The following is a 21,855-nucleotide window of genomic DNA, read 5'->3' on the forward strand; positions in this document are numbered from 1 at the left end:
CCTTGCTACCGCAGGCCGGTGGTCGACGTCGTCCCCCCGGATCCGGGGGCACCTCCGGCGGCGGAGGTCCGGACCACCTCGTCCACCTCGCCCACCGCGCCCACCTCGCCCGGGTCGCCCAGGTCGGCGTACGCCGTGCCGGTGGAGAGCACGACGACGGTGCGGAACGCGTCGGCGTCCACCGACAGCACGCTGTCCTCGGCCAGCGTGCGGCGCAGCCCGGCCAGCACCGGGTCCTCCAGGGGCGGCACCACCACGAGCCGTGCCTGGCCCCGGCCCGCGGGGGAGAGCGTCACCTTGGCGCCGGCGTCGACCTGGGCCGCCAGCACGCGCAGCAGCTCGCCGGCGGGCGCGGTCCCGGGGCCGGTGGGCAGCCCGGCCCCGATCTCGATCCGCGCCCCCCGCCCGCGCGCGCCGGAGACCGCGTCGCGCGCGGCGGGGCGCAGCAGGCCGGGGGCGTAGAGGTCGTCGCGCACCTCCAGCGCCAGCGTCCTGGCCCGGGAGCGGGTCGCGTCGTCGCCCACCGGGACCTCGCCCCGGGCGACGCGCTCCAGCCACGGGACCACCTCGCGCAGGGTGTGGTCGAGGTGCAGCGAGGCGATCGTGCTCCGCGCCTCGCGGGCCAGGAGCGCGCTCTCGGCGGCCTCGAGGCGGTCCTGGTCGGCGCGCGCCTGCTTCGTCGTACGCCGCAGCAGCAGGCCGACGGCCATCCCGAGCACCGCTGTGGACGCCGCCGCGTTGGAGGAGCCCACCGGGAACCGGCCCAGGGTCAGCGAGGGGTCCGCCGAGGCCACGACCAGCACCACCAGGAGGTGGGGCAGCGCGACCAGGACGCCCAGCCACAGCGGCAGGAAGACGCACAGGATCATCACCGGCACGGCGACGGACCCCACCGACCAGCTGCGGTAGTCCAGCATCGCGCCCGGCGGCAGCAGGACCAGCCCGACGACCTCCGCTGCCACCAGGGCCAGGGCGGTGCCGGCGAGCCAGCCGGTGGTCGGCGCCCGGCGCTCGAGCCGTCGGGCGACCAACGCCGTGAGGACGGCGAGGGCCGCGGCCAGCAGGAGGAGTGGGACGGGGTCGGGGCAGCGCAGGGAGTACCTCGCCGCGAGGTAGGCCCACACGGCCCCCTGCGGCCACGCGATCGCGCGGACCAGCGAGATCGTGCCGCCCGAGAAGGAGACGGTGTCGTCGTAGGTGCGCACCATCCGGGCCCCCAGCCCCGCCCGGAGGTCGCGTGGTCCGGGGGGAGCGGCCGCCGGCCGGGCCAGCAGGGGGACCCGCACCTCGACGGTCGCGCCGCCGCCGGGGGTGTCGCGCAGGTGGACCTCGGCGTCGAGGTCGGCGGCCACGCCGCGGATCGAGCGGCCCATCCCGAACCCCTCGGCCAGTGGCACCGGCAGCCCCCGGCCGTGGTCGACGACCCGCACGACCAGGTGCTCGGGCAGGCCCTCCACCTCGAGCTCGGCGCTGTCGGTGCCGGAGTGGCGGGCGACGTTGCGCAGCGCCTCGCCCAGCAGCCGGCCGAGCCCCGGCCCCAGGTGGTCCGGGGCCGTGACGGTGGTCGGGTCCGGGGAGCTGGAGGAGGCCGCGGCCCAGCCCGAGGAGCGCACCGCGACCTCGACGGGGCTGCTCGCCAGGACCTCGGCGACGACGTCGTCCACCGACGCGCGCAGGTGTCCGCGCTCGCCGGGACCGGGTGCCGCGGCGGCCCTGCCCGATCGGGGGATCCTCACGGGGTCGCCGTCCGCGGGTCCGCGGCGGGAGCCCCGGCGTGGGCGCCGTCGGCCCCGGGGTCGCCGGACTCGACCACGCCGCGGACCGTGGCCACCGTCGCGGCACAGCTGCGCACGACCCGCGGGGCGTCCTCGGGACGGGCGTCGACCAGCAGGTGCAGGGCGCCGAGCACGTCGTCGTGCAGCACGCGTACGGCGAGGTCGGCGGCCGCCGCCCGCTCGCGGGCCCGCTCGAGCTCGAGCTCGCGGGCCCGGGCGCGCACGTCGAGCTGCTCGGCCCGGCGGGTGCGCTCCTCCAGGGAGTCCACGAAGACCGCCACCGAGGAGGTCAGCGCGACCGTGAGCAGCCAGGCGTCGAAGGCCTCGGTCAGCCCGACGGCGCGGTCGGTGCCCGCCCACCGGAGCACCAGCTCGACGGGCCCGGTGACCAGCAGCGTGGCCAGGAACCACCGGGTGCGCAGCAGGCGGGCGGTGCTCAGCGCGAAGCTGGAGTAGGCCAGGCCGGCGGTGATGTCGCCCGGGGTGGCCGCGGCGTCGAGCACGATCGCGAGCAGCACCCCCGCGACGGTCAGGGGCAGGTGCACCAGGCGCTCGCCGCGGCGCTGGAGGTCCACGGCGATGCCGAGGTGCAGGGCCGTGAGCAGGAGCCGGGCCACGGTCTCCGCGGGCGTGGCGTCGGCGACGCCCAGCGGCAGGATCGTGAACAGCGCGCAGCTCAGCACGAGCAGACCGTGCAGCCGGAGCAGGGAGCGCTCCAGCCGACCCTGGCGACCGCGCGAGGTCGGGTCCGGGCGGGGGCGGAGCACGCCCCGGGGCGGCAGCTGCACCTTCACCTCCGCGATGCCCGGTGGCCCGGCCGACCGGAGCTCCTGGTCGGACGCTAGCGACGGGCGGGCCTCGTGGGGAGTCCCCAGGTCCTCGACGTGAGACGGAGCCGGCGCCCTGCACGGGCTCGCACTGGTCGGGCGGACCTCCGGGGCGCCCTAGACTGGAGCGCCCGCCGCCGACGATCGACGAGGCCCATGACGTTCGACGTGCACACCCTGGACCACGCGCTCCTGGTCGGCGCCGGGGTCCTGCTGCTCGCGATCCTGGCCGTGCGTCTCAGCGTCGGGATCGGCCTGCCGAGCCTCCTGGTCTACCTGCTGATGGGCGTCGCGCTCGGCGAGGCCGGGCTCGGGGTCAGCTTCGACGACGCCGAGCTGGCCCACGCCCTGGGCTTCGCCGCGCTCGTGCTGATCCTGGCCGAGGGCGGCCTGACCACGTCGTGGCCCGAGATCCGGCCGGTGATGCGGCTGGGGGTCTCCCTGGCGACGCTCGGCGTCGCGGTCAGCGTCCTGGTCGTGGCGATGTTCGCCCACCTGGTGCTGGGCCTGAGCTGGCAGCTGGCGGTCCTCCTCGGTGCGGTCACGTCCCCCACCGACGCCGCGGCGGTGTTCTCGGTGCTGCGCCGCGTGCCGCTCCCGCGCCGGCTGACCGGGGCCCTGGAGGCCGAGTCCGGCCTCAACGACGCGCCCACGGTCGTGCTGGTCACCCTGATCAGCGCGGGGGGCAGCCACAGCGTGTGGGGCTTCCTCGGCGAGATCGTGTGGGAGCTCGGGATCGGCGTGCTGGGCGGGCTGGTCGTCGGCTCCGCCGGGGCGTGGCTGCTGCGTCGCTCCGCCCTCCCGAGCTCGGGCCTCTACCCCCTGGCGGTGCTGTCCTTCACCGTCCTGGCGTACGCCGGCACGGCCGCCCTGCACGGGTCGGGCTTCGCCTCGGTCTACGTCTCCGCGCTGATCCTCGGCAACGCTGACCTGCCCCACCGGGCGGCAACCCGCTCGTTCTCCGAGGGCGTGGCCTGGCTCGCCCAGATCGGGCTGTTCGTGATGCTGGGGCTGCTGGTCACGCCGAGCCGGATCCACCTGTCCACGGTCGGGGTCGCGATCGTCGCCGGCCTGGTCCTGACCTTCGTGGCCCGCCCGCTCTCGGTCGCGGTCGCCTCGCTGGCCCAGCCGATGGCCCCGCGCGAGATCGCCTTCGTCTCCTGGGCCGGACTCCGTGGCGCCGTCCCCATCGTGCTCGCCACCATCCCCCTGTCCGCGGGCCTGGACGGGGCGGTCCAGCTGTTCGACATCGTCTTCGTGATCGTGGTGATCTACACCCTGCTCACGGCCCCGTCGCTGCCCCTGGTGGCCAAGCTGCTCCGGGTCGCCCGCCGCAGCGAGCCGCGCGACCTCGAGGTGGAGGCGGCCCCCCTGGAGCGGGTCGCGGCCGACCTCCTCCAGGTGCGGATCTCGCCGGCCTCGCTGATGCACGGCGTCGAGGTCGGCGAGCTCCGCCTGCCGGCCGGTGCGTCGGTGGCCCTGATCGTGCGCGACGGCTCGACCCTGGTGCCCGAGCGGCGCACCGTGCTGCGCCACGGCGACGACGTCCTGGTGGTCACCCCGCGCCGCGAGCGCGAGGCCACCGAGCAGCGCCTGCGCGCCGTCTCCGTCGGCGGCCGCCTGGCCCAGTGGCTCGGCCGGCGCCCCCCGGCCTGAGCGGCGTACGGGAGGTGCGGGGCGGCGCCGCAGCTACACATTTGTGTAGGAGATGCAGCGTGGGGGCCCGTTCTGAACGTCGTTGCTACACATGTGTGTGGCGGTTGCGGGCTGAGGGCTTCTCCGGGACGCCGCAGCTACACATTTGTGTAGGAGATGCGCGCCCGAGGCCCTGTTTCGGACGCCGCAGCTACACATTTGTGTAGCGGATGCACGCCCGGATCCCGGCAGGTACGAGCCACCCGTCCGAGACCGCCGGTCGGGCCGGGGTCAGCCGCCGACGTTGACGCAGGTCTCGACAGCCTTGGGCAGCTTCAGGCGGCGCGGGGCCGAGGGGTCCAGCTGCCGGAACCCGTTGCCGACCACCACGTCGACGCCGGGGCCGAGGTCGTCGGGGACGACCACGATGCGGGTGCCCTTGCCCAGGGACAGGGCGACCAGGCGCGCGGAGGTGTCGTTGGCCTTGGTGGTCCAGACCTGGACGCGCCGCACCTGGGCGTCGCCGGGGGCGTTGCCGGTGTTGCCGCCCTGGAAGCCGGCGGCCTCGAGCTTGTCCAGCGTGCTGCTGGCCAGGCCCGCGCGGGTGCCGGCGTTGAAGACGCTGACCTGGACGTCGCCGCGGCCGATCGCGCGGCGTACCTCCTTGGAGGTCGAGTCGCACCGGGCCGGGCCGGAGGAGGTGTCGGGCAGCGGCGCGGTCGCGGCCTTGAACCCGTAGACGGCCATGCCGCCCAGGACGACGAGCAGCACCACCAGCGTCACCCCGCTGACGACGTTGCGGCGCGCCACCTCAGCCCACCACCGCGTGCACCCGGGCGTGCAGGACCAGGCGCTGCTGGAGCGCGGCGCGCAGGGCACGGTGCAGGCCGTCCTCGAGGTAGAGCTCGTCGTGCCACTGCACGACGTGGGCGAAGAGGTCGCCGAAGAAGGTGGAGTCCTCGTCGAGCAGCGCGGCCAGCTGGAGGGTGTCCTTGGTGGTCACCAGCTCGTCGAGGCGCACGGGCCGGGGCGGCAGCGCCGCCCAGTCCCGGGGGGCCAGCCCGTGGTCGGGGTAGGGCCGGCCGTCGCCCACGCGCTTGAAGATCACGCCGACATCATAGGGACGTCGCGCCCCCGTGGCGTCGTACGCCGGGCGGCCCCTGCGTCCCGTCGGTCATCCGCCGAGACCGCTCTCTCGCGACGGCCGCGCCGTCACCCGCCGGGTCTACGCTGACCGGCATGTCGCAGAGCCCTGCCGCCCCGTCGCCGTCGTCCAGCCCGATCAGCGCCGCGGTCGCACCGGGCTACACCTTCGAGGGGGCCGCGCTGGAGCTGGGCGGGCTGCTCGTCGACGCGACCACCCTGGGCGAGGTGCCGATCCGGATCCCGCTGTCGATGCTCAACCGCCACGGCCTGGTCGCCGGGGCGACCGGCACCGGCAAGACCAAGACCCTCCAGCTGCTGGCCGAGCAGCTGTCCTCCAACGGCGTGCCCGTGTTCGCCGCCGACATCAAGGGCGACCTGTCCGGGCTCTCGCAGCCGGGCGCGGAGAACCCCAAGGTGGTCGCGCGCGCCGCGTCCGTGGGTCAGCAGTGGGCGGCCACCGGCTTCCCGGTGGAGTTCTTCGCCCTCGGCGGGCAGGGCACCGGGACGCCGCTGCGCGTCACGATGACCGCCTTCGGACCCACCCTGCTGAGCAAGGTGCTGGGGCTCAACGACACCCAGGAGTCCTCGCTCGGGCTGGTGTTCCACTACGCCGACCAGGCCGGGCTGCCGCTGCTGGACCTCGCCGACCTGCGCGAGGTCGTCAAGCACCTGACGTCGGAGGAGGGCAAGGCCGACCTCAAGGACCTCGGTGGCCTCTCGGCCTCCACCGCCGGGGTGATCCTGCGCGAGCTGATCGCGTTCTCCGACCAGGGCGCCGACGCGTTCTTCGGGGAGCCGGAGTTCGACAGCCGCGACCTGCTCCAGGTCGGCGCCGACGGTCGCGGGACGATCTCGCTGGTCGAGCTGCCGCAGCTCCAGGACCGCCCCGCGATCTTCTCCACCTTCCTGATGTGGCTGCTGGCCGACCTGTTCCACGACCTCCCCGAGGTCGGCGACGTCGACAAGCCCAAGCTGGTCTTCTTCTTCGACGAGGCGCACCTGCTCTTCAACGACGCCTCGAAGGCGTTCCTGGACTCCATCGCCCAGACCGTGCGGCTGATCCGCTCCAAGGGCGTCGGGGTCTTCTTCGTGACCCAGTCGCCCACTGACGTGCCCGACTCGGTGCTCGCCCAGCTCGGCTCGCGGGTCCAGCACCAGCTGCGCGCGGCCACGCCCAACGACGCCAAGGCGCTGAAGCAGACCGTCAACACCTACCCCCACTCGGCGTACGACGATCTCGGGCAGGTCATCCTCGGCCTCGGGATCGGTGAGGCGATCGTGACGGTGATGAACGAGCGCGGCGCCCCCACCCCGGTCGCCTGGACCCGCTTGCGTGCGCCCGAGTCGCTGATGGGCGCCGCCGACGCCGCCGCGATGGAGGCAGCGGTGCGGGCCAGCCCGCTCCAGGCGAAGTACGGCGAGGCCGTGGACCGCGAGTCGGCGCGCGAGATCCTGGCCGGCAAGCTCGAGGCCGGCGCTGCCGCCGCCCAGGCCGAGCAGCTGGCCAAGGAGCAGGCCGCCGCCGACGCCAAGGCCGAGAAGGAGCGCGCGACCACCGAGGAGAAGCTGCGTCGCGAGGCCGAGCGCTCGGCCCCCCGCGGCCGGGCCCCGCGGGAGAAGTCGATGGTCGAGGAGGTCGTCGGCTCGACCATGTTCAAGCAGGTCGCCCGCACCGCCGCCCGCGAGATCGTGCGCGGCATGTTCGGCACCGGCCGCCGCCGCTGACGACCCGCCGCCCAGCGCACCACCCACCACCCCCTGGCTAGCCTCGGGAGCGTGCCGAGCCTGACCGCGAACCCTGTCGCTCGATCGTTGCAGCGCCGCGTGGGTCTGGCCCTGCGGTCCAAGGTCGCGGGCGACGACGCCCCCGAGCGCGCCGAGCGGATCTGGGGGGCCGAGGGGGAGCGCTGGTTCACCCCCGAGGACCCGGTGTGGCGCGTCAACGCCGACGCCGCGATGTTCCCCGGCGGCATCGCCGCGCTGCTGCTGCAGTCGCTGCACCCGCTCGCGATGGCGGGTGTGGCCGGGCACAGCGGCTACCAGGGTGACCCGTGGGGCCGGCTGCAGCGCACCAGCCTCTACCTGGCCACCACCACGTTCGGCACCGTCGCCGACGCCGAGCAGATCATCGCGGTCGTCCGGTCGGTGCACCGCACGGTCCGCGGCACCGACCACCGCGGCCGGCCGTACGCCGCCGACGACCCGCACCTCCTGCGCTGGGTCCACGTCGCCGAGGTGCGCTCGTTCCTCTCCGCCTTCCAGGCCTACGCCGCCGAGCCCCTGACGCCGCAGGAGGCCGACCTCTACGTCCGCCAGGCCAACGTCGCCGCCGAGCTGCTGGGCGCGACCGACCTGCCCACGACGGTGGCCGAGCTCGACGAGGTCGTCCGCGACTACCGTCCCGAGCTGGAGTCGACGCCGGCCGCACGCGAGGCGACCCGCTTCATGCTGCTCAACCCGCCGGTGCCGCTGGTGGCCCGACCGGGGTACGCCCTGATCGCGGCCGGCGGCGTGGCGCTGCTGCCCGGCTGGGCGCGCCGCTCGCTGATGCTGCCGGTGCACGGCCCCGGCGTACGCCTCGCCTCCGGCGCCGGCAGCCTCTCCACCGCCCTGGTGCGGTGGGGGATGGCCGGGCTCGAGGAGCGCAAGCCCGCCGACGGTCCGCTCGGACCCCTCCCGGAGGCGTCGTGACCACCACCTGGCGCCGCCTGCTCACCGGCCGCGGCCTGCGACACCTCACCACCACCGGCACGGCCGTCGCGGTCAGCGCCGGCGTCGGTGCGGCCGCGACCACCCCCGACGCGGGCTGGTACGTCGAGGCCGACCTGCCCCCGTGGAACCCGCCGCCCCTGGTCTTCCCCCTCGTCTGGACCCCTCTGTACGCCGACCTCGCGGTCACCACCGCCGCCGCCCTCACGGCCCTCCAGGCGCAGGGCCGGCTCGACGAGGCCGCCGACCTGCGTCGTGCCCTGGGCGTCAACCTGGTCCTCAACACCGGCTGGAGCGTGCTGTTCTGGCGGGTCCGGCAGCCCTGGGTCTCCACGGCCTGGTGCGCCGTCCTGGCCGCCCACTCCGCCGGGCTGACCCGCCGGCTGGGTCGCGTCGACCCGTCCCTAGGCCGCGCGCTCGCGCCGTACCCCGCCTGGTGCGGCTTCGCCACCGTCCTGAACGCCGAGATCGCCCGCCGCAACGGCTGACCCGGCCCCTCGCACGATTGCCGACGGCGACCGGGTCGCGGCTACGGTGCGGCCATGGGCTACGCCGTGTTCCTGGTCATCGTGGTCGTCGTGCTCGTGGCCTTCGCGGCCCGCGGCCGCAGCCGGTCGTGGCTGACGCGGCCCTCCATGGCCGACTACCGCGCGACGGTGCAGGAGCTGGGGCTGACCGAGGCCGAGCAGCGCCAGGTCGAGCGGGCGACCCGTCGTGGTGAGGCGGTCCCGCCGGAGCACGCCCGCGCCGGCCTGCGGTACGCCGAGTGCCTGCTCGCGGCCCAGCAGTCGGAGGCCGCCGTGCGCTCGCAGCGGTGGGCCCAGGTGGCGCTGGTCGTGCTCGCGTTGTTCGGGTCCTTCCAGCTGCAGTCCCTGATCAGCTCGGGCTTCTCCTGGACCGCCGTGCGGGGTGTGGTCTTCGGCCTGCTGGCGGCGGCGTACGCCGTCGCGCTGCCGCAGCTCCGGGGCCGCGCGCTGACCCGCCTGCGCACCGCGGTCGAGCTCGACCGGGCGCTGCTGCCCGACGAGTCCGCGCCCGACGCGCGCCCGCACGACGAGACCACCGGCGACCTCACCGCGTAGGGCAGGTGGCCGCGGCTACGGTGCCGCCATGGGGTACGCCGCTCTCGGGGTCGCCGCGGTCGTCCTGGTCGGGCTGGTCGTGGCCACGGCCCACCGTGGACGTCGGTGGTGGCTCGACCGGCCGTTCATGTCCGCCTACCGGGCGGCGGTGGACGAGCTCCTCTACGTCCCCCGTGCCCGGGAGCGGCTCCTCGCGCACCTGCGCAGCGCGGTGGACCGCGACGTCGTGCGGAGCCCCGACCACCAGGTGGGAGGATCGCCCCCGACAGGAGGTGGGCGATGACCACGGGCGAGCCCGACGAGCAGCTGCTGCGCGCGCTCGGCGAGGAGATCCTGCGGATGAACGCCCGCCGGTCCACGACGTACGCCGGGTCGGAGCTGGAGACGTCCGCCTTCCGGCTGCTCTGGGTGCTCCACGAGTCGGGCCCGCGGACGATGCGCGAGCTGTCCGAGGAGCTCCAGCTGGAGCGCTCGACGATCAACCGGCAGGTCAACGCCGCCATCCGGCACGGCCACCTCGAGCGGATCGAGGAGCCCGGTGTCAAGGCGCCGCGGGTGCGCCCGACGGTCGAGGGGGAGCGGGCCTACCTGCACGACGGGCGGCTGCGGGGCGCGGCGTACTCCCGGGCGCTGGCGGAGCTCGGCGCGGACCGGGCCGCCGCGATGGTGGCGTCGTTCAAGGCCTTCAACGACGCCCTCGACGCCGTCCACGCGCAGCAGCCGGGGCCCCCCACGTCCTGAGGGGCCCCGGCTGGGTGCAGCGGGTCAGACGGTCGCGTGCGCCGTGACCGGTGAGACCGACGTCGGGTCCTGGGAGCCCCGGCCGCGGCGCGGGATCGTGGCGGTGATGGCCACCCCCACGAAGGCCGCGACGGCGCCGATGACGAAGCAGAGCCGGAAGGCGCCCTGGGTGGGGATCGCGAAGCCGCCCAGGCTGTGCGTGGAGCTGGTCAGGACCGTGCCCATGAGCGCGGCCGCGAGGGTGGTGCCGACCGAGCGCATCAGGGCGTTCAGGCCGACCGCGGCGCCGGCCTCGCGCGGCGGGACCGCGTCGAGGATGAGGGTGGGCATCGCGGCGTACCCGATCCCCACGCCCGCCGAGGCGACGCAGGAGGCGACGAGCAGCTGCCAGGGCGCGCCCATCAGCGCGACGGCGACGAGGTAGCCGACGCCGAGCACCCCGGCGCCGATCATCAGGGTGCGCTGGGCGCCCAGGCGGCGCATCAGGTTCGCCGAGACGGGCGCGAACACCATCATCATCAGGCCACCCGGGGCCATCCACAGGCCCGCGGCGAGGATCGACTGGCCCAGGCCGTAGCCGGTGGCCTCGGGCAGCTGGAGCAGCTGCGGCACCACGATCGACTGCGCCATCATCCCGAAGCCGATGGCCACGGCCGCGAGGTTGGTCAGCAGGACCGGGAGCTGGGCGGTGGTGCGCAGGTCGACCAGCGGCTCGGCCTGGCGCAGCTCGTAGGCGCCCCACAGCAGGAGCACGACGACCCCGCCGACCATCGCGCCGAGCGTGCGGACGTCGCCCCAGCCCCACTCGGTCGCCTTGGAGACACCCACGAGGAAGGAGATGAGCCCGACCGCCAGCCCGGCCGCCCCGACCAGGTCCAGGTGGCCGCCCGAGGCGTCGCGGACGTGGGGGACGACGACCACGGTCGCGACCAGGATCAGCCCGGCGAGCACGGCGGAGAGCCAGAACAGCGCGTGCCAGTCGTAGGAGTCGGCGATCCAGGCCGACAGCGGCAGCCCGATCGCACCGCCCACCCCGAGCGTCGCGCTCATCGCGGCGATCGAGGTCGAGGTCATCGAGGGCGGCGTGATCTCGCGCAGCAGCGAGATGCCGACGGGGATGAAGCCCATGGCCATCCCCTGCAGGGCCCGCCCGGCGAGCATCGGCACGAGCGAGTCGGCCATCGCGCAGACGACCGACCCGACCAGCAGGATCGCCGCGCTGACGACCAGCACGCGCTGCTTGCCGACCAGGTCGGCCACCCGGCCGGCCACCGGCATCGAGACCGCGGCGGCGAGCAGGGTGGTGGTGATCACCCACGAGGCGTTGGCAGGGGCGGTGCCGAGCAGCTTCGGCAGCTCGCTCTGGATCGGGATCACCAGGGTCTGGGTCAGCGCCGCGGCGAGGCCGCCGAAGCACAGGACGACGACGGCCAGCACGGGGTTGGCGGCCGGGGCCGCGACATCGGGGGAACGCTCGGAGGGGGGCACGCGGGCTCCTGGGACGGAGGGGGGACGACGACAAGTGTGTACGATACACAGGTCCGCGTCCCCGGGCCAGCGGATCAGGTTCTGGGGGTGCGCGGGAGGGGTCCGAGGAGGCACGCTGGTCGGACCCCGTCCAGCGCACCGCGAGGAGAAACGTGCCGATCGACTCCCGCCCCTACGTCCTGGGTCGCGCCGCGCCCACCGTCCCGGTCCGCGACCTCGAGGCCGCGCTCGAGTTCTACGTCGGCGTGCTCGGCATGGTCGAGACGTTCCGCAACGGGCAGCCGGCCCGGTTCGTCATCGTCGAGCGCGACGCCGCCGAGATCCACCTGGCCCTGGACCCGACGCACCGCGCCGGCGAGCAGAACGTGCTGCACCTGCTGGTCGAGGGGGTCGAGGGCTTCCACGACCACGTGCGGTCGCACGGGGTCGAGGTGGTCGGGGCGCTCCGGGTCGCGGACCACGGCATGCGGACCTTCGTGATGGTCGACCCCGACGGCAACCGGATCGACGTCGGCGAGGACGTCTGACCCACCCGGCGCACGACGAAGCGGCCCCCACCTGAGGTGAGGGCCGCGTCGGCGTTGCGTGCAGCTCGTGACCGGACCTGGGCCGAGGTCCTGAGCTGCTGGTGGCGGAGGATAGGGGATTCGAACCCCTGAGGGCTGTTAACCCAACCCGCTTTCCAAGCGAGCGCCATAGGCCACTAGGCGAATCCTCCGCCGGGAAGGCTACCGGTAGGCCTCGGCAGGCGCGAAATCGGGCCGTACGCCGGTCGGCCCGGCGCGTCCCGCCCGGGTCCGGTGGACCGGGTTCGCGTCGACCGGAGCCGTCTCCTAGACTCCTGGCAACCCCCCGTGCGGCGGTACCTCACTGAACTCCCCCAGGGCCGGAAGGCAGCAAGGGCAGGTGGGCTCTTCCGGGTGCACGGGGGGCCTTCGCGTCCCCGGCCTCCCGGCCCCTGACCCCTGTCGGTGCCCGCGGTTAGGGTGGCCGCGTGGAGACGTCCCTCGCGCTGTACCGCCGCTACCGGCCGGAGACCTTCGCCGAGGTGATCGGGCAGGACCACGTCACCGACCCCCTGCGCGCCGCCCTGGCCCGCAACCGGGTCAACCACGCCTACCTGTTCTCCGGCCCCCGCGGCTGTGGCAAGACGACCAGCGCCCGCATCCTGGCCCGGGCGCTGAACTGCGAGAAGGCGCCCATCTCCGACCCGTGCGGCGAGTGCCAGTCGTGCCGCGACCTGGCCCGGGGCGGGCCCGGCTCGGTCGACGTCATCGAGATCGACGCCGCGAGCCACGGCGGCGTGGACGACGCCCGCGACCTGCGCGAGCGCGCGTTCTTCGCGCCGGTGGCCAGCCGCTACAAGGTCTACATCATCGACGAGGCCCACATGGTCAGCTCGCAGGGCTTCAACGCTCTGCTCAAGCTGGTCGAGGAGCCCCCGGAGCACTTGAAGTTCATCTTCGCCACCACCGAGCCGGAGAAGGTCATCCCGACCATCCGCTCGCGCACGCACCACTACCCCTTCCGGCTGATCCCGCCCCGGGTCCTCTCGGACTACCTGGCCGAGCTCTGCGACAAGGAGGGCGTGCGCATCGACCAGGCCGCGCTCCCGCTCGTGGTCCGTGCCGGTGCCGGGTCGGCCCGTGACTCCCTGTCGGTCCTGGACCAGCTGCTCGGCGGGTCCGGCCCCGACGGCGTGACCTACGAGGTCGCGACCAACCTGCTGGGCTACACCCCCGACAACCTGCTCGACGAGGTCGTCGACGCCTTCGCGGCCGGTGACGGCGCCGGTGTCTTCGGCGTGGTCGACAAGGTGATCGAGACCGGCCAGGACCCCCGTCGCTTCACCGAGGACGTGCTGCGCCGGCTGCGCGACCTGGTGATCACCGCCGCCGTCCCCGACGCCCACACCTCGGGCCTGATCGACGCTCCCGAGGACCAGTCGGAGCGCCTGATCGCCCAGGCCGCCCGGTTCGGCCGGGCCGAGCTGGTGCGTGCCGCCGACATCGTGGCCTCGGGCCTGACCGAGATGCGGGGCGCGACGACCCCGCGGCTGCTGCTCGAGCTGATCTGCGCGCGGGTGCTGCTGCCTGCGGTGGACCACGACGCGCTGGGGATCTCCGCGCGGATGGACCGCCTCGAGCGGCGTGTGTCGGTCGCCGGAGCGCCGTCGGCCGTGGGCGACCAGGGGCCCGCACGCCGGCCCGAGGAGCCCGCCGGTGCCGCGTCACCGACCCGTCCCGCCGCCTCGGCCGGCTCCCCGCCCCGCCCCACCGGCCCCGAGGTGGACGGCCCGCCCCCCGAGGGCGGTGGTCCGGACCGCCGGGGGTCGTCCCCGGCGCCCCAGCCGGGCCAGCCGGCCCAGTCGACCCAGCCAGCCCAGCCGGCCCCGTCTCGGCCGTCGGGCCGCCCGGGTGCCGAGGGACGTCCCGAGGACGACCGCCCGGCCCAGCCCCCGGGCCCCGGCTCCTCGGGCCAGGCCGCCCGACCTGTGCAGCCTCCGTCCCAGCCGGTCCCTGTGGCGCAGACCCCGACGGCGCCCCCGACCCCGGAGGCCGCGCCGGCCGCTGCCGGTGCGGGTCACCTCTCCCTGGCCGACGTGCGCCGGATCTGGCCCGACCTGCTCGAGCAGGTCAAGAAGATGCGGCGCTTCACCTGGATCCTGCTCAGCCAGAACGCGCAGGTCATCGGGGTCGACGCGACCAGCCTGACCGTCGGCTTCAAGACCGCCGGGGCCCGCGACTCGTTCCTCGGCGGCGGCAGCGAGGAGATCCTCCGCCAGGCCGCCATCGACATGATCGGCGCCGACTGGAAGGTCGACACGGTCGTGGACCCGTCGGCCAGCCCGGGCGCGGAGTCGGCCCCGCGGGTCACCCGCCCCGCCGTCCGTCCCGACGCGAGCGGCCCCGGTGCCCCCGGTGGCCCGGGCGGCACGACAGCGCCCTCGGGTGGGCCCTCAGCCCCGGGCGGTCGCTCCGGCGCGACGACCGCGGGTCCGACGGACCCGGGTCGCGGTCGCGCCGCAGGCGATGCCGGTCCGCCCCCGCCCTGGGCCCAGGAGCCGCCGCCGGAGGAGGACGAGGAGCCGGGCCCGCCGCCGGACACCGGCCACCGCGGTGCCGTCGCCGCCGCCCGCTCGCGGATCGCCCCGACCCGTCAGGGCGAGCAGCCTCCGTCCGAGCGCGGACCCGACCTCGACGCCGACGCCCACCGCGACGACCCGACGGCCGAGGACAACGGGCTCGACGGCGCCGCCCTCCTGGCCCGCGAGCTCGGGGCGACCGTGATCGAGGACGTCCCGCACACCTGACCGACCCGCCCGAGCACGACCCAGACGCCCAGCCCCCACCCCAGGAGCACCCCATGACCGACAACCCGTTCGACGCCGCCGGCGGCTTCGACTTCCAGTCCATGCTGCAGCAGGCCCAGGAGATGCAGTCCCAGCTCGTCGCGGCCCAGGAGCAGCTGGCCGCCGCCACGGTCGAGGGATCGGTCGGCGGGGTGACGGTGACGCTGGCCGGGACCGGCGAGCTGACCGCGGTCTCCTTCGACCCCGCCAGCATCGACCTCACCGACGCCGACGCCCTCACCGACCTCGGCGACCTGGTGGTCGCGGCCTACCGCGACGGGAAGGCCCGCGTCGACGACCTCGCCTCGCAGGCGCTCGGCCCGCTGGCCGGCGGCGGGCTGGACCTCGACCTCGGTGCCGCCGGTGGTCTCCCGGGCGCTCCGGAGAGCCGCCCCACGGGGGGTTTTGGTGTATGAGGGCGTCCTCCAGGACCTGATCGACGAGCTGGCCCGCCTCCCCGGTGTCGGCCCCAAGGGGGCGCAGCGGATCGCCTTCCACCTGCTCGCCGCCGACCCGGCCGACGTGCGCCGCCTGGCCGACACCCTGGTGGAGATGAAGGCCAAGGCGACCTTCTGTCAGGTCTGCGGCAACGTCTCGCAGGCCGAGCGGTGCCGGATCTGCCTGGACCCGCGTCGCGACCCGACCCTGATCTGCGTCGTGGAGGAGCCCAAGGACGTCGTCGCGATCGAGCGCACGCGCGAGTTCCGCGGGCGCTACCACGTGCTCGGGGGCGCGATCTCGCCGCTGGAGGGCATCGGACCCGACCAGCTGCGCATCCGCGAGCTGATGGCCCGCCTGGCCGACGGAGCGGTCACCGAGGTCATCCTGGCCACCGACCCGAACATCGAGGGCGACGCGACCGCCGCCTACCTCAGCCGATTCTTACGCTCCCTGGACTTGCGCGTGACGCGGTTGGCGAGTGGACTTCCGGTGGGCGGTGACCTGGAGTACGCCGACGAGGTCACCCTGGGACGAGCATTCGCAGGAAGGCGCAACGCAGGTGAGTGAGACGCAGGTGCAGACCCGCACGCAGGGCCACGAGTTCGACGAGCTCGCGAGCCAGGTGGCCGACGCCGCCGAGGTGTTCCTCCTGGGACTGCAGGAGATCTCCCGGGGCGAGAGCACCGGCACGGCGGTGCCGCTGCTGCTGCTCGAGGTCAGCCAGCTGCTGCTGGCGGGGGCCCGGCTGGGCGTGCAGATCGACTTCGAGCCGCGCGAGGAGTTCCAGCCCGACGGCGGGCCCGACCCCGACCTGGACGCGATGAGGCTGCGCCTGGCCGACGTCCTGGGCGAGATCGACACCTACGCCCACAACCTCGAGCCCTACGACCCCGAGACCGTCCCCACGCAGCTCAGCGACGACCTGACCCTGATCGCCAGCGACGTGGCCCACGGGCTGCGCCACTACCGGCGCGGCGACGTGGCCGAGGCGCTGTGGTGGTGGCAGTTCTCCTACCTGGCCTCGTGGGGCACCAACGCGTGCGGCGTGCTCAGCGCCCTGCACTCGGTGGTCGCCCACTCGCGCCTCGACGCCGACATCGAGGGCGAGGACGACCTCGTCGCGGCGGCGGACGCGCTCGAGGGCTGACCCGGGCCGGCACACGCGGCCCCACGCCGGCGCGCCGCGGCGTACGGCTGGCGGACGGGCGGCGGGACCGGTCCGCCCCGCCCCGTAGAATCGTCCACGGCTCGGTCCGGGCCGTCCCAGCAGTCGAACCCGAGGAGCGCGGCACCGTGGGCATTGTGGTGCAGAAGTACGGCGGCTCCTCCCTGTCCGACGCCAACGCGGTCAAGCGCGTGGCGCGCCGGATCGTGGAGGCCAAGAAGGAGGGTCACGACGTGGTCGTGGCCGTCTCGGCGATGGGCGACTCGACCGACGAGCTGCTCGACCTGGCCGCCGCCGTGAGCCCGCTGCCGCCGGCCCGCGAGATGGACATGCTGCTGACCGCCGGCGAGCGGATCTCGATGGCGCTGGTCGCGATGGCCATCTCCGACCTCGGCTTCACCGCCCGCTCCTTCACCGGCTCCCAGGCCGGCGTGATCACCGACTCGGTCCACGGCAAGGCCAAGATCATCGACGTCACCCCGGGCCGAATCTCCGCCGCCCTCGACGACGGCCACATCGTCATCGTCGCCGGCTTCCAGGGCGTCAGCCAGGACACCCGCGAGATCACCACGCTGGGCCGCGGCGGCACCGACACGACCGCCGTCGCGCTGGCCGCCGCCCTGCAGGCCGACGTGTGCGAGATCTACACCGACGTCGACGGCGTGTTCTCCGCCGACCCGCGGATCGTCCCCACGGCCCGCAAGCTCGACCGCGTCACCTACGAGGAGATGCTCGAGCTGGCGGCGTGCGGCGCGAAGATCCTGCACCTGCGGTGCGTGGAGTACGCCCGCCGCTACGACATCCCCATCCACGTCCGCTCCTCGTTCAGTCACCTCGACGGGACGATCGTGTCGGGCAGCATCACCGACGAGGCCCACCAGGAGGCAGGAATGGAAGCCGCCATCATCTCCGGCGTCGCCCACGACCGGAGCGAGGCCAAGATCACCGTGGTCGGGGTTCCCGACAAGGTCGGCGAGGCCGCGCGCATCTTCGACGCCCTGGCGACCGCGCAGATCAACCTGGACATGATCGTCCAGAACGTCTCCGCCGCCGCGACCAGCCTCACCGACATCTCCTTCACCCTGCCGCGCACCGACGGGACCGCCGCGATGGCGGCCCTGGACGCGCTCAAGGGCGAGATCGGCTTCGCCTCGCTGCTCTACGACGACAAGATCGGCAAGGTCTCGCTGATCGGCGCCGGCATGCGCTCGCACCCGGGCGTCACCGCGAAGTACTTCAACGCGATCGCCGAGGCCGGGGTCAACATCGGCATGATCTCCACCTCCGAGATCCGGATCTCGGTGATCGTGGACGAGGTCGACGTGGACGCGGCGGTCACCGCCACCCACACGGCCTTCGACCTGGACGCCGACGAGGTCCAGGCCGTCGTCTACGGCGGGTCGGGGCGCTAGCCGTGGCCGGCAGGGGTGACGTGCGGATCGGCATCGTCGGGGCGACCGGTCAGGTCGGCGTGGCGATGCGCCAGATCCTCCTCGAGCGCGGCTTCGAGGCCGCCGAGGTGCGGTTCTTCGCCTCCGCGCGCTCCGCGGGCCAGGTGCTGCGCCACGGTGACCTCGAGGTGACGGTGGAGGACGCCGCCACCGCCGACCCGTCGGGGCTCGACATCGCGCTGTTCTCCGCCGGGGCCACGACCTCGCGCGCCCAGGCCCCGCGGTTCGCCGCGGCCGGCGCCGTCGTGGTCGACAACTCCTCGGCGTTCCGGATGGACGCCGACGTCCCGCTGGTGGTCAGCGAGGTCAACCCCGACGCCCTGGACTCGATCCCGCGCGGCATCGTGGCCAACCCCAACTGCACGACCATGGCCGCGATGCCGGTGCTCAAGCCGCTGCACGACGCGGCGGGCCTGACCCGGCTGATCGCCTCGACCTACCAGGCGGTGTCCGGCTCGGGCGTCGCCGGCGTCGAGGAGCTGGCCACCCAGGTGGCCGCGGGCGGCGACAAGGCCCGCGAGCTGGCGTACGACGGCTCGGCGATCGACTTCCCGGCCCCGGTGAAGTACGAGCGCACGATCGCCTACAACGTCGTCCCCCTGGCCGGGTCGCTGGTCGACGACGGCCTGGAGGAGACCGACGAGGAGAAGAAGCTGCGCAACGAGTCGCGCAAGATCCTCGGCATCCCCGACCTCGCCGTCTCCGGCATCTGCGTGCGCGTGCCCGTCTTCACCGGTCACTCCCTGGCCATCAACGCCGAGTTCGCGTCGTCGATGACGGTCGCGCACGCCCGCGAGATCCTCGCCGGTGCGCCCGGGGTCGAGCTGAGCGACGTCCCCAACCCGCTCCAGGCGGCCGGCCGCGACCCGTCGTACGTCGGGCGGCTGCGGCAGGACCCCGGCGTCCCCGACGACCGTGGCCTGGCGCTGTTCGTGAGCAACGACAACCTGCGCAAGGGCGCGGCGCTGAACACCGTGCAGATCGCCGAGCTGCTCGCAGCCCGCTAGCCCTGCTCGACCACGCGGTCGAGCCACTCGCCCAGGAGGAGACGTTCGGCCGCGCTCAGCGCGGTGAGCTCCTGGGTGCGGGCCCTGAGCCGGACGGCGGTCGGGACGCAACCCGACTCCCGCGTGTCCTGCACCCCGTCCTCCGACGGGTCGTGCAGCACCTGGTGCAGCACCGCGTCGAGCATCGCCTGGCCCAAGCCGGGGTCGCGCTGGCCCGGCGGCAGTGCCAGCAGGGTCGTGACGGTCCCCACCCCGGCGGCGTGGACGAGGGCGACGGCCCGGGGCTCCCCGGTGCGCAGCAACCCGTGCTCGGCGAGGCGGTGCACCCGAGCGGCGAGCACCTGCAGCCCTGAGCGCGCAGCGGGGGAGTCGGCGCTGCGACGGGGATCGGTCAGCAGGACGAAGAGGGCCGGGTTGGCCAGGCCGAAGTCGAGGTAGCTGGCCCAGCCGCGCCGCAGGTCGTCCACGGGGTCGACGGCGTCGCGGGCCTCGGCGGCCTTCGCCTGCACGAAGGTGTCCATGACGTGCTCGGCGACGGCCTCGAGCAGCCCGTCCTTGTCCCCGAAGAGGCGGTAGAGCGCCGGGGCCTGCACCCCGGCGGCCTCTGCGACGCCGCGCGTGGTGACCGCGGCCTCTCCGCCCTCCTGGAGCAACCGGGCGGCGGCCTGGACGATCTCGGTCCGGGTCCGGTCGCGGGGCCTGGTGCGGGCGCTCATGTCGTCGACGATATCGCGGTTCGGCGCGATGTGTTAACGTCGATAACCTTAAAGCGTTAACAACGGAAAGAGATGGCGATGATCGCGATCACCGGCGCCACCGGCGCCCTGAACGGGGCCACTCTCGGCCACCTGCTGCGCCTGTCACCCGGGGCGGAGGTCGTGGCCGTCGTGCGTGACCCCGCACGAGCGACCCACCTGACCGAGCTGGGGGTCGAGGTTCGCCAGGGTGACTACGCCGACCCCGCCGGCCTGCGGTCGGCGTACGCCGGGGTGAGCCAGCTGCTCCTGGTGTCCTCCAACGACCCGACCGCCGACGCGGTCGACCTCCACCGCACGGCGGTGACGGCGGCCGTGGAGGCGGGGGTGGGCCGCATCCTCTACACCAGCCACCAGGGTGCGTCGCCCGAGACGCCCTTCAAGCCCGGCCGGGACCACGCGGCCACCGAGGAGATCCTCGCTGCCAGCGGCGTGCCCTGGACGTCGCTGCGCAACGGGTTCTACCTGCACAGCCTGGACTGGCTGGCCGGGCCCTGGCGCGAGTCCGGGGTGGTGACGGTGCCCGCCGACGGCCCGGTCTCCTGGACCTCACGCGAGGACTCCGCCGAGGCGGCTGCGGTCGTCCTCGCGGCCGGCGGGGGCTTCGAGGGCCCGGTCACGATGACCGCTGCCGAGGCCCCGACTTTCGCCGAGGTGGCGCAGGTTGCCTCCGAGGTGAGTGGCCGGCCCGTGCGGCTGGAGGTCGTGGACGAGGAGGAGTGGGTCGCGCAGCAGGTCGCCGCCGGGACGGACGAGCGACGGGCCCGCTTCACCCTGGGGATGTACCAAGCGGCGCGCGACGGTTTCTTCCGCGGCACCGACCTCCGGCTGGGTGAGCTGCTCGGGCGGGAGCCGCGCAGCGTGCGCGACCACCTCGCCGCCTGAGCAGGACGCTCAGGTGTCGAGGTCCTCGACGAGCGCGTGGGTGATCCACCAGGAGGCCAGGAACGTCGCGCCGGTCAGCAGCGGCAGCACCAGGAACATCCAGACCGAGTCCAGGGCCCCGAAGAAGACCGCCATCGCGATCACCGCGACCATGCCCACGGCCAGCAGGCTGGTGCTCGTGGTCTCGGTCAGTGACATCGCCTTGAGCAGGACCGACCCCACGACGACCTCGACGGCGGCGACGAGCAGCAGCGCGGCGACGCCGAGGCCGCCGCAGCTGTTGACGCCGCGGACCGCGTTGCAGCCGACCTGGGCGAGGTAGAAGAGCACGACCCCGATCAGCCCCACCACGACGCCGACCACGACGGCGCCCACGCGGGGGTCGATCGTGGGACGGCGGCGGGCCCGGCGGCGGGGCTCGGCGGCCCCGTCCGTGTCGCCGCCCTGCGCCGGGAGGGTGGTCGTCGGGGCCGCGGTCAGGGTGTCGGTGTCCTGCGCGGACCTCGCGCCGCCGGGCGCAGCCGCTGCGACGGGAGCGGCCGTCCCCGGGCCGTCCGGTGCCGGGCGGGTCGAGGGGGGTGCCACGGCCGCCGGAGCTGCCGGGCGCTCGGTCGTGTCGTCGTCGGACCCCGAGTGCTTGCGGCCCCAGGGGAGGCGGCGGCCCCGACGACCGTCACCGTCCTGGTCCTGGTCGTGGTCCTGGTCGTGGTCCGCGGCGGCCGCGCTCGCGGCCGGGGCGGCGACGGGCCGGTCCCGACCGTCCGCGTCACGGGGGTCGTAGGGCTGCTCGTAGTCGGGTCCGCGGGTCCCGGACCCGACGGCCGGCGCTTCCGTCTCGGCCGCAGGAGCGGCTGAGGGCGATCGCGACCCGTGCTCGGCGGCGGGCGCGGCGGCGCGCGCGGTCGAAGCCGTCTCGGCCGCAGGAGCCGCTGCGGGCGCCGCTGCCCCGGGGGTGGCGGGAGGGGTGGACGCCGTCGTCCCGGCGGCGGGACTCGCTGTGGGTGTGTCTGTCCGCGTGACCGGGGGCGTGGCCGTGGGGGCGGCCGGGGGCGGGGTGGGAGGACGTCGGGTGGGTGCGGCAGCAGGGGCGGCCGCCGCCGAGGCGTTGCCGGCGCCCGGGGGCGGGGGCGGCGGGGGACGGCGGCGGCCGGTGGCCGGGCGCGGGGCGGGCCGGGTCGGCGTACGCCCGGTGTCGGGGGAGCTCGGCGCCTCGGACGTGGTCGCCGCGACGGAGGGCGTGGGGCCGGTCGTCTCCGCAGGCGACCCCGGGACGGCCTCGGGGGGCGTCTCGTCCTTCTGCTTCTTCTTGCGTCCGAACAGGGAGGGGAGCTCGAGGTTCGGCTCCTTGCGTCGGTCCTCGGCCATGGGGCCGATAGTGCCACGGATGCGGGGCGGC

Annotated in this window: 22 protein-coding genes, 1 tRNA gene and 1 other RNA gene; 16 read left to right on the top strand and 8 right to left on the bottom strand. The window is 74.7% G+C overall.

The annotated features are described in order from the left end of the window. Positions 1-5: 5 nt before the first annotated feature. Both ACYVDA_RS02860 and ACYVDA_RS02865 read right to left on the bottom strand, forming a co-directional pair. The gene (locus tag ACYVDA_RS02860) at positions 6-1,736 is read right to left on the bottom strand and encodes an ATP-binding protein (protein ID WP_460814861.1); all 1,731 of its coding nucleotides are present in this window, start codon (positions 1,734-1,736) and stop codon (positions 6-8) included. After that, positions 1,733-2,563, bottom strand: coding sequence for a hypothetical protein (locus ACYVDA_RS02865; protein WP_460814864.1), 831 nt, complete (start codon positions 2,561-2,563; stop codon positions 1,733-1,735). The genes ACYVDA_RS02860 and ACYVDA_RS02865 overlap by 4 nt, the downstream gene beginning before the upstream one ends. 195 nt (positions 2,564-2,758) lie before the next feature. Here ACYVDA_RS02865 and ACYVDA_RS02870 point away from each other — a divergent pair, with 195 nt between their 5' ends. Then, positions 2,759-4,258 carry a potassium/proton antiporter gene (locus ACYVDA_RS02870; protein ID WP_460814866.1) on the top strand — a complete coding sequence of 500 codons (1,500 nt, stop codon included), beginning with the start codon at positions 2,759-2,761 and terminating at the stop codon, positions 4,256-4,258. A gap of 270 nt (positions 4,259-4,528) precedes the next feature. Here the strand turns inward: ACYVDA_RS02870 and ACYVDA_RS02875 are convergent, their stop codons facing one another. Together ACYVDA_RS02875 and ACYVDA_RS02880 are read right to left on the bottom strand one after the other, a co-directional pair. Next, positions 4,529-5,047: a LytR C-terminal domain-containing protein gene (locus ACYVDA_RS02875; protein ID WP_460814868.1), complete on the bottom strand. Its 519-nt coding sequence runs from the start codon at positions 5,045-5,047 to the stop codon at positions 4,529-4,531. A gap of 1 nt (position 5,048) precedes the next feature. Continuing rightward, positions 5,049-5,345 carry a type II toxin-antitoxin system VapB family antitoxin gene (locus tag ACYVDA_RS02880; RefSeq protein WP_460814871.1) on the bottom strand — a complete coding sequence of 99 codons (297 nt, stop codon included), beginning with the start codon at positions 5,343-5,345 and terminating at the stop codon, positions 5,049-5,051. A 131-nt stretch (positions 5,346-5,476) separates the two neighbouring features. On the opposite strand from ACYVDA_RS02880, the gene ACYVDA_RS02885 reads away from it, so the two are divergent. The 6 genes from ACYVDA_RS02885 to ACYVDA_RS02910 are packed head-to-tail and all read left to right on the top strand — an operon-like array spanning position 5,477 to position 9,915. Further along, the gene (locus ACYVDA_RS02885) at positions 5,477-7,108 is read left to right on the top strand and encodes a helicase HerA-like domain-containing protein (protein ID WP_460814875.1); all 1,632 of its coding nucleotides are present in this window, start codon (positions 5,477-5,479) and stop codon (positions 7,106-7,108) included. Positions 7,109-7,159: 51 nt separating this feature from the next. Further along, entirely contained in the window at positions 7,160-8,074 is a 915-nt protein-coding gene (locus tag ACYVDA_RS02890) for an oxygenase MpaB family protein (protein WP_460814877.1), read from the top strand. Beyond that, positions 8,071-8,580: a TspO/MBR family protein gene (locus ACYVDA_RS02895; protein ID WP_460814879.1), complete on the top strand. Its 510-nt coding sequence runs from the start codon at positions 8,071-8,073 to the stop codon at positions 8,578-8,580. Before ACYVDA_RS02890 ends, ACYVDA_RS02895 begins: the two co-directional genes overlap by 4 nt. A 54-nt stretch (positions 8,581-8,634) precedes the next feature. Further along, the gene (locus ACYVDA_RS02900; protein WP_460814881.1) at positions 8,635-9,174 is read left to right on the top strand and encodes a hypothetical protein; all 540 of its coding nucleotides are present in this window, start codon (positions 8,635-8,637) and stop codon (positions 9,172-9,174) included. Positions 9,175-9,202: 28 nt separating this feature from the next. Next, positions 9,203-9,457 (top strand): hypothetical protein, encoded by a 255-nt coding sequence (locus ACYVDA_RS02905; RefSeq protein ID WP_460814884.1) that lies wholly within the window; start codon positions 9,203-9,205, stop codon positions 9,455-9,457. Beyond that, a complete protein-coding gene (locus ACYVDA_RS02910) occupies positions 9,454-9,915 on the top strand; it encodes a MarR family winged helix-turn-helix transcriptional regulator (protein ID WP_460814887.1) in 462 nt (153 codons plus the stop codon). The genes ACYVDA_RS02905 and ACYVDA_RS02910 overlap by 4 nt, the downstream gene beginning before the upstream one ends. A 24-nt stretch (positions 9,916-9,939) precedes the next feature. On the opposite strand, the gene ACYVDA_RS02915 is transcribed toward ACYVDA_RS02910, so the two are convergent. Further along, complete coding sequence (locus tag ACYVDA_RS02915; protein ID WP_460814889.1) at positions 9,940-11,403, bottom strand: MFS transporter; 1,464 nt, start codon at positions 11,401-11,403, stop codon at positions 9,940-9,942. Positions 11,404-11,555: 152 nt separating this feature from the next. Here ACYVDA_RS02915 and ACYVDA_RS02920 point away from each other — a divergent pair, with 152 nt between their 5' ends. Continuing rightward, positions 11,556-11,930 (top strand): VOC family protein, encoded by a 375-nt coding sequence (locus tag ACYVDA_RS02920; RefSeq protein WP_460814892.1) that lies wholly within the window; start codon positions 11,556-11,558, stop codon positions 11,928-11,930. 102 nt (positions 11,931-12,032) lie between these two features. Here the strand turns inward: ACYVDA_RS02920 and ACYVDA_RS02925 are convergent. Continuing rightward, positions 12,033-12,121: transfer RNA gene (locus tag ACYVDA_RS02925), tRNA-Ser, on the bottom strand. Between the two features lie 128 nt (positions 12,122-12,249). On the opposite strand from ACYVDA_RS02925, the gene ffs reads away from it, so the two are divergent. The 7 genes from ffs to ACYVDA_RS02960 all read left to right on the top strand — a co-directional run bounded on the left by ffs (position 12,250) and on the right by ACYVDA_RS02960 (position 18,819). Then, positions 12,250-12,340: signal recognition particle sRNA small type (gene ffs / locus ACYVDA_RS02930), an RNA gene on the top strand. Between the two features lie 57 nt (positions 12,341-12,397). Continuing rightward, positions 12,398-14,716, top strand: a complete 2,319-nt coding sequence (locus ACYVDA_RS02935; protein ID WP_460814894.1) for a DNA polymerase III subunit gamma and tau — start codon at positions 12,398-12,400, stop codon at positions 14,714-14,716. Positions 14,717-14,769: 53 nt separating this feature from the next. Beyond that, entirely contained in the window at positions 14,770-15,171 is a 402-nt protein-coding gene (locus tag ACYVDA_RS02940; RefSeq protein WP_460814896.1) for a YbaB/EbfC family nucleoid-associated protein, read from the top strand. Beyond that, positions 15,164-15,763 carry a recombination mediator RecR gene (recR, locus tag ACYVDA_RS02945; protein ID WP_460814898.1) on the top strand — a complete coding sequence of 200 codons (600 nt, stop codon included), beginning with the start codon at positions 15,164-15,166 and terminating at the stop codon, positions 15,761-15,763. The genes ACYVDA_RS02940 and recR overlap by 8 nt, the downstream gene beginning before the upstream one ends. Then, a complete protein-coding gene (locus ACYVDA_RS02950; RefSeq protein ID WP_460814900.1) occupies positions 15,756-16,343 on the top strand; it encodes a DUF5063 domain-containing protein in 588 nt (195 codons plus the stop codon). The genes recR and ACYVDA_RS02950 overlap by 8 nt, the downstream gene beginning before the upstream one ends. A 146-nt stretch (positions 16,344-16,489) precedes the next feature. Further along, complete coding sequence (locus ACYVDA_RS02955; RefSeq protein WP_460814902.1) at positions 16,490-17,773, top strand: aspartate kinase; 1,284 nt, start codon at positions 16,490-16,492, stop codon at positions 17,771-17,773. 2 nt (positions 17,774-17,775) lie between these two features. Continuing rightward, positions 17,776-18,819, top strand: a complete 1,044-nt coding sequence (locus ACYVDA_RS02960; RefSeq protein WP_460814904.1) for an aspartate-semialdehyde dehydrogenase — start codon at positions 17,776-17,778, stop codon at positions 18,817-18,819. Here the strand turns inward: ACYVDA_RS02960 and ACYVDA_RS02965 are convergent. Next, entirely contained in the window at positions 18,816-19,535 is a 720-nt protein-coding gene (locus ACYVDA_RS02965) for a TetR/AcrR family transcriptional regulator (protein WP_460814907.1), read from the bottom strand. The genes ACYVDA_RS02960 and ACYVDA_RS02965 overlap by 4 nt on opposite strands. 78 nt (positions 19,536-19,613) lie before the next feature. Between ACYVDA_RS02965 and ACYVDA_RS02970 the strand changes: the two genes are divergently transcribed. Then, positions 19,614-20,459, top strand: a complete 846-nt coding sequence (locus ACYVDA_RS02970) for an NmrA family NAD(P)-binding protein (protein WP_460814909.1) — start codon at positions 19,614-19,616, stop codon at positions 20,457-20,459. 9 nt (positions 20,460-20,468) lie between these two features. Here ACYVDA_RS02970 and ACYVDA_RS02975 read toward each other — a convergent pair whose 3' ends face one another. After that, entirely contained in the window at positions 20,469-21,824 is a 1,356-nt protein-coding gene (locus ACYVDA_RS02975; protein ID WP_460814911.1) for a hypothetical protein, read from the bottom strand. Positions 21,825-21,855: the final 31 nt, after the last annotated feature.

Source organism: Nocardioides korecus, assembly GCF_054778395.1.